The sequence below is a fragment of the Flavobacterium sp. Root935 genome, assembly GCF_001429295.1.
Classification (GTDB): Bacteria; Bacteroidota; Bacteroidia; order Flavobacteriales; family Flavobacteriaceae; genus Flavobacterium.
Window position 1 is genome coordinate 215,569 of record NZ_LMJL01000007.1, and the last position, 14,492, is coordinate 230,060.

The window sequence follows — 14,492 nt, forward strand, 5'->3', positions numbered from 1 at the left end:
AATAAACCTGACAGGTTTTAAAAACTTGTCAGGTTTAAACAAAATAAGATGAAAAACATACTATATCTCTTTTTATTAATCTCACAGGTTTTCTTTGCGCAGGGGCGCTTTGAAGCAGGAAATGCTTTATACGAAAAGGGGCAATATAAAGAAGCTGCACAGGTTTATGAAAACATCATTAAAGAGGATAAATTACATTCGGCTGAATTGTATTTTAATCTTGGAAACTGTTACTATAAACTAAATCAAGTTGCACCTTCTATTTATAATTATGAAAAAGCTTTGGTTTTAAAACCAAACGATCCTGAGACTTTAAACAATTTAAAGTTTGCCAAAAAGCTGACAATCGATGAAATTAAAGAAGTTCCTAAAGTTGGTTTTGCAAAACTGATTCAAAACTTTACTTCTATTTTTGACTATAATACTTGGGCCAAAATTTCTGTTGCGCTTGGTTTTGTATTTTTGTTGAGTTTTATTGGGTATTATTTTTCGAATGCTACACTTGCAAAAAGAATTTATTTCGTTGGAATGTTTGTTGTTTTGATTGCTTTAGGTTTAAGTATTTCAGCTGGCATGTCTGAAAAAAGTCATTTTGACAATGATCGTGTTGCCATTGTTTTTTCTGAATTAAGCCAAGTTCGAAAGGAACCACAAAAATCAGCAAATGGTATTATTCTATTACACGAAGGAGCAAAAGTTTATGTAATAGAAAGTGTTGCAGGATGGAAAAAAGTAGAATTAACAGACGGAACTCAAGGCTGGATTGATTCTTCAACTATTAAAGAAGTAAAGTAAAATTAAAAAATATTCAAATAAAAAAATTCCAAATTCCAATGTTAAACTGGAGTTTGGAATTTTTGTTTTTTGGAGTTTCTAATTAGTTTACAGCATCAACCAATCTTATAAATTCTGCTCTGTAACCATCTTCATCATTATACAAACCAGATTTTGCTAATTTTTTAATGTCTGAAGCAGAACTGCTGGTAATATATTTTGAATCGCGTAATTTTAATCCGAACCAAGAAACTGCGGTTGTAAATTTAAAATCAGGAGAACTGTTTTGAAGGTCTGTTTTCCTATCTGCTATTACATTTACTATTTCAATACTTTTATCACCATCAGGTTTTTTATATCTGAATTTTACGGTTGCCAATTCATCACTGTAATTTCCATCTCCTTTTTGTGTTTTAGTATATTTCAAATCAGATGGAACGTAATTACTTTCTACTCCAACTGGAATAATTTCATACAAAGCTGTAACGGAGTGTCCGCTTCCTAATTCGCCCGCATCAATTTTATCATTTTTAAAATCTTCTGCATTGAGTTTTCGGTTTTCATAACCAATCAATCGATATGCTTGAACGTGTTTAGGATTAAATTCAATTTGAATTTTTACATCTTTCGCAATAGCAAACATCGAACCTTTAAATTCTTTTCCTAGAAAACGATTCGCTTCTTGAATATTATCGATATAAGCGTAATTTCCGTTGCCTTTATCGGCTAAGATTTCCATTTTAGAATCTTTGTAATTCCCCATTCCGAAACCTAAAACAGTTAAAAACACACCAGAGTTTCTTTTTTCTTCAATTAATTTCAGCATATCATCATCACTGGAAGCGCCAACATTAAAGTCACCATCAGTAGCTATCACTACTCTATTATTTCCCTCTTTTATGAAATTTTCCTGTGCTAGTTTGTAAGCTAATTCAATTCCTTCGCCTCCTGCTGTGCTTCCTCCTGCATGCAAGTCATCAAAAGCATCCATAATTTCATCTTTATTGTTACCAGAAGTTGGCTCTAAAACAACACCAGCCGAACCTGCATAAACGACAATAGAAACTTTATCGATACTGCGAAGCTCTTTTACCAAAATTTTCATTGATTCTTTTAGCAAGGGCAGTTTGTTCGATTCATCCATAGAACCAGAAACATCTACTAAAAAAACGAGATTAGTAGCGGGCAAATTTGCCATGGGAATGTTCTTTCCCTGCAAACCAATTTTTAGCAGTCTGCTGTTTGTATTCCACGGACAGTCGCTGTATTCTGTGTTTATAGCAAAAGGATGCTGCCCATCTGGCTGTGGATATTTATATTTGAAGAAATTAATCATTTCTTCAACACGCACGGCATCTTTTGGGACTTTCTGCCCTTCATTAATAAAACGTCGAATATTGGTGTATGATGCATTATCAACATCTATAGAAAAAGTAGATAGCGGTTCTTTAAGCGGAGATTCAAACGGATTTTCTTCTAATCCTGCGTAGCTTTCTGTGTTCGGTTCAATATACATTTCCTCTGGAATTTCATCTGATACAGCTGCAGCAGAATCAACGGTCTCGTAACTTTGGTCTGGTGCATATGCTTTCTTACAGCTGAAAATAGTAAGTACAAGGAATGCCATCATAAAGAAATTAAGATTTCTCATAAAGTAAATTTTTAAAAATTAATAAAAGGTTATAGGCTTCAAATAAGGACTAGCATTCCGGATGTACTAGAAGTAATTATTTGCAATTTTCGAGTATGCAAAATCGTGCCAAAAAATTTACAAATGTTTTTCTTACGTGGAAATAAAATTAAAAACCTTGATTTTTAAAGGGATTTACTGTGAAATATTTTTTTCTTTTCCGTGTAAATTGTAGAGATGCAGCGCAGTGCGTCTAAGTCAAGTAGATCGACAAAGATTATATTAGATGCACTGGAGATATTTTTTTTTGCCACAGATTAATGGATTTGAAATGATTAATCCTTTTTTAATCTTGTAATGTGTGGCATTACTTTGTGTGTGTAGACGCACTGCGGTGCGTCTCTACAGAATATTGGACTATGAAATTAAAACTGATATATTTTCTCAGGCGTAACGCAGTAATCCAATTTAATATCAGATTCGAAGACATCATAAATTTGATTTACAGCTTCAAAAAAAGAAAGACCGATTTTGATGGTTTCGGGTTTGCATTCGGCAAGAAATTTATCGTAGAAACCTTTTCCGTAGCCAATTCGGTTTCCAAAAATATCAAAAGCCAAAAGCGGTACAAAAACAACTTCTATTTTAGAAGAAGGCACTTCTATTCCATCTACAGGTTCTGGAATATTGTATTCGTTCTTTTTAATTTTGGTATTATCAGTCAAAAGAAAATGATTCATCTTTCTAGTTTCAAAATCACTTTTAGAAATCAGGATTTCTTTGTCTTTTCCAGAAAGTAAATGCAGGACAAATTCGGTATTGACTTCTTTATGTTCTTCAATAGGAAGAAAAACATGATAATAAATTTTATCCCAAATTGGCATTTGAATCAATTGGTTGGCAATTGCCAGACTTTTTTCTTCTACTTCATCAAAAGAAAGCGCTTTACGGAAATTTTTATATTCAATTCGAAGTTCTTTTTTAGTCGTAGACATTTTCAGGATTACTTTTAGATAAATGATAAATAGCATCGCCCTCGTAAACAATTGGCGAATGGTTGGCATTAATTACAAAACCATCATGTGGTGCTTTTACTTTTTGCTCAAATTTACCAAACGGATCTGTAATAATGGCTAAGATAGTGCCTTTGGTTACAAATTTTCCGATCAAATTAAAATCGTGCAGCAACCCCGAACATTTTGCCCGAAGCCAAACCGATTGTTTAATATAAATAGATGGCTCATGAGATGGCTCAACTATTTGTTTCGGATCGAGCATATTTAGATAATGCAATAAACGTTTGGTTCCAAGTACACCTTGATTGGCAATTTCGTTATTGATATCCAATGATTTTCCGCCCTCAAAAAGAAGCATTTTGACATTGGCTTTTTCAGACGTATTTCTAAAAGAACCGTTTATATTTTTAGAGTATAAAGTAAAAGGCGCATTAAAAACGTCTGCCAAAATTTTCAATTCGGGATTATTTTCGGTGATTCTAATTTGAGGCGCATTGAAACGACTTGCTCCTCCTGCGTGAAAATCGACTGCATAATCTAGAATTGGCAGAATTTCTTCGACAATATGATACGCAAATCTACTGGCAAGCGAACCTTTTTTACTTCCGGGAAAAACGCGGTTTAAGTCACGGCCGTCTGGAAATTCGCGAGATTTATTCACAAAACCATACATATTGATCACCGGAATACAGATTATTGTTCCGCGAGTAGGTCTGTTAATTTTTTTACTGATGATCTGACGGACAATTTCGACACCATTTATTTCGTCGCCGTGAATTCCTGCAGAAAACAAAACCGTTGGGCCTTCAACCTTGGAACGGCGTACAATAACCGGGATGTTCAGTTTGGTCGTAGTGTGTAATCGAGCAATTTCGACGTTTATCGTTCTGTGTTCTCCCGGCAAAATCGATTCGCCAAAAATAACCAATGGAGTACTATTTTTCATGTAGAATTATAAAATCTAAATATAGAAATTATTCTTTTGATTTTGTAAATTTGAAACTAAATCAATGTTAAGCTTCATTTAGAAATCGGAATGGTTTTTGAAAAGCTTTTCGAACATCTTCAGAAACAATATAGAATGCAAAAACCATCCTTAGATCTTCAAATTTTAACCTTGCCAGACAATCCAGGTGTTTATCAATATTATGATAAAGACGGGAAAATCTTGTATGTTGGCAAAGCCAAAAATTTAAAAAAAAGGGTTTCCTCATATTTCAATAAAATTCACGACACAAGGAAAACAAATGTTCTGGTTAGAAAAATTGTGACCATAAAACATATTGTTGTTCCTACAGAGACTGATGCGCTTTTATTAGAAAACAATTTAATTAAAACTTTACAGCCACGATATAATGTTTTGCTCCGCGATGACAAAAGTTATCCTTGGATTTGTATTAAAAAAGAACCTTTTTCGAGAATATTTTTAACTCGAAGAATGGTAAAAGACGGCTCTGAATATTTCGGTCCTTATACCAATTTTAAGATGGTTTATACGATTTTGGATCTAATCAAAGAATTGTATCCGTTAAGAACCTGCAATTACGATTTGAGCAAATCGAATATTGAGTCTGGAAAATTTAAGGTTTGTCTGGAATATCATATCGGAAACTGCAAAGGTCCGTGTGAAGGTTTGGAACCTTTAGAGGAATACCAGAGACAAGTCAACGCAATTCGCGAAATCCTAAAAGGAAATTTCAAAGAAAGCTTGAAGGATTTTAAGAAATTAATGAATAATTATGCGCAGAATTTACAATTTGAAGAAGCGCAAAAAATCAAAGAAAAAATCGAAATTCTTGAAAACTATCAATCTAGATCAACGATTGTAAATCCTAAAATTACCAATGTTGATGTTTTCTCGATTGTGTCTGACGAAAGTGCAGCTTATGTCAACTTCCTGCAGATTTCTCACGGTTCCATCATTCGTTCTCATACTTTAGAAATCAAGAAAAAACTCGACGAAAGCGATGAAGAACTATTAGAATTGGCCATTGTAGAGCTTCGTGAACGTTTTAATTTATTATCAAAAGAAATCATTGTTCCTTTTGAAATGGATTTGGGCGAAAATATCAAAACAACCGTTCCGCAGCTCGGAGACAAAAAACAGATTTTAGATTTATCAATAAGAAATGCCAAATTCTACCGCATCGAACAATTGAAACAATTACAAATTGTTGATCCAGATCGTCACGTAAATAGAATTATGGCACAGATGCAGAAAGATTTACGTCTTCCTGTTGAGCCTCGACATATAGAATGTTTTGATAACTCGAACATACAAGGAACAAATCCTGTTGCTGCCTGCGTGGTTTTTAAAGATGGAAAACCAAGTAAAAAAGATTATCGTCATTTTAATGTAAAAACCGTTGAAGGTCCTGACGATTTTGCTTCGATGACCGAAATTGTATACCGCCGTTACAAAAGATTATTAGATGAAAATCAGCCTTTACCACAATTGATCATTATTGACGGTGGAAAAGGACAATTGTCATCTGCTTTAAAAAGTATTGATGAATTGGGTCTACGTGGTAAAATTGCCATTATCGGAATTGCAAAACGTTTGGAAGAACTTTTTTATCCAGGTGATTCAATTCCGTTATATCTGGATAAAAAATCTGAAACCTTAAAAGTCATTCAGCAATTACGAAATGAGGCGCACCGTTTTGGTATTACTTTTCACCGAGATAAACGAAGTAAAGCTGCGCTTAATTCTTCTGTAGAAAGCATTCCTGGAATTGGCGAAAAAACTATGCTCGCGTTAATACAACATTTTAAAAGTGTTAAAAGATTGAAACTAGCAACAGAAAAAGAAATTTCGGCCGTTGTTGGGGCATCGAGGGCTAAAAAAATTGTAGATTTTTATCATCCAAAAGAAAACTAATTCACTTTGAAAAAATACTTTTTACATATCTGTTTAAGTTTATTTTGCTCTATTTTGTATAGTCAAAATGATATTTCTTTGGTACAAAAAGACAAAAGCAAATTCAAGATAAGTTTGAAAACCAATTCTGGTTCCACGGATAACGAAGAAATCGAACAGACAATAGAAGTCAAAAATTTTCAAACCGGAAAAATCCAGATCATTACAAATATCGAAACGTCTATTACGGGAAAACCAACTCATTTGGAAGTAAACGATTATAATTTTGATGGTTTTACAGACTTTGCTGCTTTTCATACCGACGACGGAATGGGAGTTTATACGATTTACCAGATTTTTATTTTTAATCAGAAAACTAAAAATTTTGACACTTTACAATTTCCAACCAATTTCAATCCGAAATGTGATATGTTTTGCGATGTAAAAGTCGATAAAACTAAACAAACACTAAGCTCAAGCTGCAGAGGCGGCGCGAGAACCCACAAGGATATTTGGAAATATGATCGAAACAAAAAATTAATACTTGCAAAAACAGAATCCTACTAAGATAATCTATTAAAAGCAAAAAAAATTGCCGACTTTTACAAAACCAATTAGTTAATTTTTATGCGCCTAAGCCAGCTGTCCATTTCAAATACTCGGTCAAAAGGATTTTTTTCCAATCCCAAAAAAGGAGCTTCTTGGGTCGCTCTTTTTTGGCAGGAAAAAATAACCTTTTGTCTCTCGCAGTTTTCCATTTCCATCTGGGGCGTGGCATCGGTGCTTTTTACACTTTTTTTACTTTTCCCAGAAAAATCATTTTCACAAGAAATCAAAAAAGACAGTGTAAAAAGACCTAAAATTGGTTTGGTTTTAAGTGGCGGCGGCGCGAAAGGTTTTGCTCATATCGGAGTTTTAAAAGTCTTGGAAGAAGCTGGAATCAAAATTGATTTTATTGGCGGAACCAGCATGGGATCTGTAATAGGCGGCCTTTACGCTTCTGGTTACAATGCTTCTCAAATTGATTCGATTTTCAAAAAGACCAATTTCGACGAATTAATAAATGATTATATTCCGCGTTCGTCTAAAAACTTTTACGGAAAAAAGAATGACGAATTGTATGCTATCGTTTTACCATTCAGTAATTTCAGAGTCGGCATTCCAGAAGCACTTTCAAAAGGAATGTACAATTACAATTTACTCAGCAGTTTGACCAGAAATGTTCGTCATATTCGTGACTTCAATAAACTGCCAACACCTTTTTTATGTATCGGAACCAATATTGAAACAGGCGAAGAAGTTTTACTTAATAAAGGAAATCTAGTTCAGGCCATGATGGCGAGTGCTGCTTTCCCTTCCCTATTTACTCCAGTAGAAATCGACGGAAACTTATTGGTCGACGGCGGTGTTGTAAACAATTACCCAATTCAAGAAGTTCGTAATCTTGGAGCAGATATTATTATTGGTGTTGATGTTCAAGACGATTTGATGAAGAGAAAAAACCTAAAAAATGCTACGCGTATTTTGGTTCAGATTACCAATCTCCAGTCTATCGACAAAATGAAAAACAAAATAAAAGATACGGATGTTTATATAAAACCAGACATTCGCGATTATGGCGTAATTTCATTTGACAAAGGAGAAGAAATTATTCGAAAAGGAGAAGAAGCAGCTTTTGCAGTTTATGAAAAGATTAAAGCTTTGTCTGATGAAACTACTTTTTACAAAAAACCAAAACTAAAAGTTGCGACAGACACCATTCAAATTCAGAAAATAAACACTGATAAATTAGACAATTATACTAAAGAATATATTCGTGGTAAACTTCGTTTTAAACCAGGAAGTACGATTACATATAATGATTTAAAAACGGGAATAAACAATTTAAATGCAACGCAGAACTTCAGTACAATTTCTTATTGTTTGCAGCCAGACGGAGATAAAGATGATTTAGATTTAGTTCTTCGTGAAAATCCAACGCAGACTTATTTAAAACTTGGTCTTCATTATGACGGACTTTATAAAAGTGGTATTTTATTAAACCTTACGCACAAAAAAACATTTCTAAAAAATGACGTTACTTCCGTAGATATTATTCTTGGGGATAATTTTAGGTATGATTTTAATTATTATGTCGAAAATGGTTTTAATATCAGCTTTGGTTTCCGTTCAAGGCTCAATCAATTTAATCGAAATGTAACAACAAGTCTAAGCAATCTAGTTTATGATAATCCTGGTGTCAATTTAATCAATGTTGATTTTATGGATATTAATAACCAAGCATATTTTCAAACGATTTTTGTACAGAAGTTTTTAATGGGCGGTGGTTTAGAATACAAATATCTTAAGATAAATTCGCCGACACTTTCAAATGAAGACAACATAATTGACAAAAGCAATTACTTCAGTGCATTTGCATACTTAAAATATGACTCTTTTGACGACAAATATTATCCAAGTTCTGGATTGTATTTTTCTACAGATTTACAAACATACTTGGCATCGTCAGATTATACGAATACATTCAAACCTTTTTCGATGGCAAAAGCCGAGTTGTCTTTTGTAAACACATTATTCCCGAAAGCAACTTTTAAGATTGATGCCGATGCAGGTTTTACTTTTGGAAGCAGCAGCGTTCCGTTTTTTGATTACATTTTAGGAGGTTACGGCTACAGTAAAATCAATAATTTTAATTATTTCTACGGTTACGACTTTTTAAGTATTGCCGGAAACAGTTATATCAAGACAGGAATTACGCTGGATTACGAAATCATTAGAAAAAACCATATTAATTTTTCTGCCAATTTCGCCAATTTAGGAAACGACATTTTCAGCACAGTCGACTGGATCTCAATGCCAAAATATACAGGTTATGCTTTGGGTTACGGATTGGAAACTATAATTGGCCCAATTGAGATCAAACAATCATGGTCTCCAGAAATGTCAAAAAGCTTTACTTGGTTTAGTATTGGATTTTTATTTTAGCCTTTTATCAAAGAATAATTCAATAAAATCGCGGTATTTTTTTGCTATGCAAAAATTATATCAAAAAAATTAAAATATCTTATAGTTATAATTAATATAATTTTTAATTTTACTCGGAAAAAATTACGACATTTGTTATAATGAAAACAAAATGGACAGGTTTATTAGAGTATCTTCAATTCCTCATCAAGAGAAATCCTGAGTAAGCTATAGAATTGAGATAATTTAAATCATTCACGAGATGATTAGATTATCTGTTCACACAATTCAATTTTCGAATTATCTAATTTACAAATTATCTAATTGAAAAGCCATGCCATTATATCACAAACTCGGAAACTTTCCACAAAAGCGACACACCCAATTTGAAAAACCTAACGGAGGTTTTTACTACGAACAATTGTTTGGAACCGAAGGTTTTCACGGACATTCGTCGCTGTCGTATCACGTACACAGACCTACGCAGGTTAAAGAAATTTTAAACTCTTATTCGGTTGAACCAAAAATTGCAATCGGAAAAAACATAAAATCATTACTTTTTAAAGGTTTTGAATTAAAACCAGAAAATGACTTTTTAGACAGCCGAAAAGCCATGTTAGTCAATAAAGACTGCATTATTGGTTTGGCTGCGCCGAAAGAATCGCTTCGTAATTATTTCTACAAAAATGCCGATGCCGATGAAATGCTTTTCATCCATAAAGGAAAAGGAAAATTAAGAACCATGTTAGGAAACATTCCGTTTGAATATGGCGATTATTTGATTATTCCGAGAGGTATTATTTATCAAATTGAATTCGAAACCGAAGAAAACCGACTATTTTATGTAGAATCGTATTCTCCATTTTATACTCCAAAACGATATAAAAACCAATCGGGTCAGCATTTAGAACATTCTCCATTTTGCGAGCGTGATTTTATTTTGCCAAATGAATTGGAAACCCACGACGAAAAAGGTGATTTTTTAATTAAAATCAAAAAAGAAGGCATGATCCACGAAGTGGTTTATGCAACACATCCTTTTGATGTTGTCGGATGGGACGGATATAATTTTCCATACGGATTTTCCATTCACAATTTCGAACCTATAACTGGGCGTGTTCACCAACCGCCTCCAGTACACCAAACTTTTGAAACGGCTGCTTTTGTCGTTTGCTCATTCTGCCCAAGACTTTATGATTATCATCCGAAAGCAATTCCGGCGCCATACAATCACAGCAATATAGATTCTGACGAAGTCCTATATTATGTCGATGGCGATTTTATGAGCCGTAATAATATTGAGCAGGGTCATATCACTTTACACCCAAAAGGAATTCCGCACGGTCCTGCGCCAGGCGCGATGGAACGCAGTATTGGCCACAAAGAAACCCAAGAATTAGCCGTTATGGTTGATACTTTCCGTCCGCTTATGGTTACGGAAGAAGCTATGGGATTGGATGATGGTCAATATTACAAATCTTGGTGTGAATAATTAGTCAATGTGCCAATTTGATAATTAGATAATATTTTAATTCGAAAATTAGACAATTAAAAATTGTAATTTTAAACCTACAAAATAAATTATCTAATTATCACATTTTCTAATTATCAAATTAAACAAATGACTTTTAACGAAAAGTATAAAGACAATGCTCTTTTAATTAAAACATTCAATTTCGCATTAAACATAATTGATTATACAAATGAACTTCAAGAACAAAAGAAATTCGTAATTGCCAATCAACTATTAAAAAGCGGAACATCAATTGGAGCAAATTCAAAAGAATCACAGAACGCAGAAAGTAAAGCAGATTTTATTCATAAACTAAAAATTGCTATTAAGGAAGCAGACGAAACTGAATATTGGTTGTTTCTATGCGACGCCCATAAAGAGTATCCTAATTGTAAACGTTTATTAAATGATCTTTCTGAAATTTTAAAAATTTTAAATAAAATAATATCAACATCTAAGAGAAATTAGAAAATTAGAAAATGTGTCAATTCGAAAATTGATCCAATTGAAGCATTTCAAAAATTATCCCATTTTCTCATTATCAAATTATCTAATTATGAAACAAGTTAAATCAGTAGAATACGGATTAGAAAAAATATTTGAAGGAGCACAAGATTTCCTTCCATTATTAGGAACAGATTATGTAGAATTTTATGTGGGGAACGCAAAACAGTCTGCACATTATTACAAAACTGCTTTCGGATATCAGTCATTGGCTTATGCCGGATTAGAAACTGGAGTAAAAGACAAAGCATCTTATGTTTTGAAGCAGGATAAAATCAGAATTGTTTTGACTACACCTTTAACAGCTGATTCTCCAATAAACGATCATTTAAAAAAACATGGTGACGGTGTAAAAGTTGCTGCACTTTGGGTTGAAGATGCTACAAAATCTTACGAAGAAACTATGAAACGCGGTGCGCGTTCTTTTATGGAACCAACTGTTGAAGAAGATGAGTTTGGACAAGTGATTCGTTCTGGAATTTATACTTATGGAGAAACGGTTCATATTTTTGTAGAAAGAAAAAACTATAATGGTGTTTTCCTTCCAGGTTACAAAGAGTGGAAATCTGATTACAATCCAGAACCAACAGGATTAAAATATATTGATCACATGGTTGGAAATGTGGGTTGGAACGAAATGAATACGTGGGTAAAATTCTACGAAGATGTAATGGGATTTGTAAATTTCTTATCTTTTGATGACAAACAAATTACCACAGAATATTCTGCTTTGATGAGCAAAGTAATGTCTAATGGAAACGGAAGAATTAAATTCCCAATCAACGAACCGGCAGAAGGAAAGAAAAAATCGCAAATTGAAGAATATTTAGATTTCTACGGCGGACCTGGAATTCAGCATATCGCAATTGCTACCGATGATATTATTAAAACAGTATCGCAATTGAGAGCACGCGGTGTTGAATTTTTATCAGCTCCTCCGCATACTTACTACCAAGCAATCCCTGAAAGGTTAGGTGTTCATATGGATATGATGAAAGAAGATATCAACGAAATTGAAAAACTAGCCATTATGGTAGATGCTGATGAAGATGGTTATTTATTGCAGATTTTTACGAAGCCAGTTCAAGACAGACCTACACTTTTCTTCGAAATTATTCAAAGAATGGGTGCAAAAGGTTTTGGTGCAGGTAACTTTAAAGCCCTTTTTGAGTCAATCGAAAGAGAGCAAGAATTGAGAGGAACGTTATAAAACGTTAAATTTTATATACAAAACAGCACAATTCTCTAAAAAACGATGCTTTTTTTGCAAATGTTATGTTAAACTTGACTTTGGCTATTTGTTTTTTGAACTTTCTATCTATCTTTGCACTCGCAAATCAGGAAGGGGTGGTTTCCTTCCGAATTGATATAAATTTCATAATTTATAGTTTTTTGGTTAGTTAATAGCATAAAAACTCAGTCATCTTTGACTGAGTTTTTTTGTTTTGGTACATTTGGAATAGAATTTGCATTTATTTATCTTTATAATGAAATGTAAAAATTGTACTATGAAAAAATTCATCCTCATCATATTAGCACTAACAACACTGGCGTTTGATACTCAAAAAGAGGACGCATTCGATACTGGAGAATATTTCAAATTTAGAATTCACTACGGAATTGTAAATGCGGGATATGCAACTTTAGAAGTTAAAGATGCCACTATAAGCAACAAAAAAGTATACCATGCTATTGGTAAAGGTTACACAACAGGTATGTCAAAATTTTTCTTTAAAGTTGAAGATTTATATGAAAGCTATTTTGACAAAGAAACAGGAAGACCTTACCGCTATGTCCGAAAAATTGACGAAGGCGGTTATACCAAAAATCAGGAAGGCTTTTTTAATCAAAATGAAGACAGGGTTTTGGTTAAAGACTATAAGCGCAAAACAGAAAAGACAATTATAGTAACAGACAATGTGCAAGATATAATTTCTTCTTTTTATTATTTGAGAAATCATCCAAACATTGACAAATTAAAATCTGGCGAATCTATTTCTATCGACATGTTTTTTGACGAAGAAATCACAAAATTTAAGTTAAAATATGTAGGTCGTCAGGATATTACAACTAAATTTGGAACCGTTTCTACCATGATGTTTAAACCATTGGTACAAACAGGTCGCGTTTTTAAAGAAAAAGAAAGTGTTACACTCTGGATATCAGACGACAACAACAAAGTTCCATTAAGAATTAAAGCAGATCTTGCGGTAGGATCGCTCAAAGCAGATCTTGATGAATATAAAGGATTAAAATATCCACTTAAAGCAAAAAAATAATGAACCCTACAGATAATTCTGAAGCAATCTTAAAAGAAATTGATCTTAAATTTCAAGCCATAAATCAAAAAACTGATGTTCAATTGGAAGGATTGCTTTGGGCTAAACCAATTACTTATTGGGATTATATTCAAACCGATGCATTGTTGAATTTACAAATACAACGCACCACTCTTCCTGACGAAATGGTTTTTATTATGTACCATCAGGTAAATGAATTAATCTTTAAAATGATTTTGTGGGAAATTGATCAAATTGCCGAAAAAGAAAATATTCAGGTTGATTTTTTCAGCGAAAGATTATCAAGAATTACTAGATATTTTGATATGCTTACCAACTCTTTCAGCATTATGGAAAACGGTATGGAAGTAGATCAATATATGAAATTTAGAAATACACTTACTCCAGCAAGTGGTTTTCAGAGCGCGCAATATAGAATGATTGAATTTGCTTCTACGGATGTAATCAATTTAACAGATCGCAGGTATAAAGCAAACTTCGACGAAAATACAGATTTAGAAACTAGTTTCGAACATTTGTATTGGCAGGCTGCCGGAAAAGATTATCATACTGGTGCAAAATCTTATTTACTTCAAGAATTCGAAAACAAATATAAAGATCAGTTTTTGAGACAAATGTCTACTTTTAAGACTAAAAATATCTGGCAGAAATTCACACAATTACCAACCGAAGACCAGCAGAATGAAGAATTAATTCAAGCGATGCGTCATTACGACAAAACGGTGAATATCACTTGGGTTATGCAGCATCTTAATACTGCAAGAAAATATATACTAGAAAGTGGAAAAGGTAACGGCGAAGCGACTGGCGGAAGCGACTGGCAAAAATATATGCATCCAAAATACCAAAGACGCATCTTTTTTCCTAAATTGTGGACCGAAGAAGAATTGTCCAATTGGGGAAATGAAACCGCAGAATAATTTCACCACAA

Annotated in this window: 12 protein-coding genes; 9 read left to right on the forward strand and 3 right to left on the reverse strand. The window is 33.3% G+C overall.

The window, feature by feature from the left end:
* Positions 1-48: 48 nt before the first annotated feature.
* Entirely contained in the window at positions 49-795 is a 747-nt protein-coding gene (locus ASE40_RS02485) for a tetratricopeptide repeat protein (protein ID WP_057115221.1), read from the forward strand.
* 82 nt (positions 796-877) lie between these two features.
* Here the strand turns inward: ASE40_RS02485 and ASE40_RS02490 are convergent, their stop codons facing one another.
* The 3 genes from ASE40_RS02490 to ASE40_RS02500 form a co-directional block, all read right to left on the reverse strand.
* Entirely contained in the window at positions 878-2,425 is a 1,548-nt protein-coding gene (locus ASE40_RS02490; RefSeq protein ID WP_057115222.1) for a vWA domain-containing protein, read from the reverse strand.
* A gap of 404 nt (positions 2,426-2,829) precedes the next feature.
* The gene (locus ASE40_RS02495; RefSeq protein ID WP_057115223.1) at positions 2,830-3,399 is read right to left on the reverse strand and encodes a 5-formyltetrahydrofolate cyclo-ligase; all 570 of its coding nucleotides are present in this window, start codon (positions 3,397-3,399) and stop codon (positions 2,830-2,832) included.
* Positions 3,386-4,366 carry a succinylglutamate desuccinylase/aspartoacylase family protein gene (locus ASE40_RS02500; protein ID WP_057115224.1) on the reverse strand — a complete coding sequence of 327 codons (981 nt, stop codon included), beginning with the start codon at positions 4,364-4,366 and terminating at the stop codon, positions 3,386-3,388. Before ASE40_RS02500 ends, ASE40_RS02495 begins: the two co-directional genes overlap by 14 nt.
* A 135-nt stretch (positions 4,367-4,501) precedes the next feature.
* Between ASE40_RS02500 and uvrC the strand changes: the two genes are divergently transcribed.
* From uvrC to ASE40_RS02540, 8 genes are all read left to right on the forward strand, one after another.
* Positions 4,502-6,301, forward strand: coding sequence for an excinuclease ABC subunit UvrC (gene uvrC / locus ASE40_RS02505; protein WP_057115225.1), 1,800 nt, complete (start codon positions 4,502-4,504; stop codon positions 6,299-6,301).
* A 78-nt stretch (positions 6,302-6,379) separates the two neighbouring features.
* Positions 6,380-6,847, forward strand: coding sequence for an XAC2610-related protein (locus ASE40_RS02510; RefSeq protein WP_128414920.1), 468 nt, complete (start codon positions 6,380-6,382; stop codon positions 6,845-6,847).
* Between the two features lie 60 nt (positions 6,848-6,907).
* Positions 6,908-9,265, forward strand: coding sequence for a patatin-like phospholipase family protein (locus ASE40_RS02515; protein ID WP_082586732.1), 2,358 nt, complete (start codon positions 6,908-6,910; stop codon positions 9,263-9,265).
* A gap of 313 nt (positions 9,266-9,578) precedes the next feature.
* Entirely contained in the window at positions 9,579-10,736 is a 1,158-nt protein-coding gene (locus ASE40_RS02520; protein ID WP_057115227.1) for a homogentisate 1,2-dioxygenase, read from the forward strand.
* 129 nt (positions 10,737-10,865) lie between these two features.
* Positions 10,866-11,225, forward strand: a complete 360-nt coding sequence (locus ASE40_RS02525) for a four helix bundle protein (RefSeq protein WP_057115228.1) — start codon at positions 10,866-10,868, stop codon at positions 11,223-11,225.
* Between the two features lie 85 nt (positions 11,226-11,310).
* The gene (gene hppD / locus ASE40_RS02530; protein WP_057115967.1) at positions 11,311-12,471 is read left to right on the forward strand and encodes a 4-hydroxyphenylpyruvate dioxygenase; all 1,161 of its coding nucleotides are present in this window, start codon (positions 11,311-11,313) and stop codon (positions 12,469-12,471) included.
* Positions 12,472-12,769: 298 nt separating this feature from the next.
* A complete protein-coding gene (locus tag ASE40_RS02535; RefSeq protein ID WP_057115968.1) occupies positions 12,770-13,540 on the forward strand; it encodes a DUF3108 domain-containing protein in 771 nt (256 codons plus the stop codon).
* Positions 13,540-14,481 carry a tryptophan 2,3-dioxygenase family protein gene (locus ASE40_RS02540; RefSeq protein WP_057115229.1) on the forward strand — a complete coding sequence of 314 codons (942 nt, stop codon included), beginning with the start codon at positions 13,540-13,542 and terminating at the stop codon, positions 14,479-14,481. Before ASE40_RS02535 ends, ASE40_RS02540 begins: the two co-directional genes overlap by 1 nt.
* Positions 14,482-14,492 lie beyond the last annotated feature (11 nt).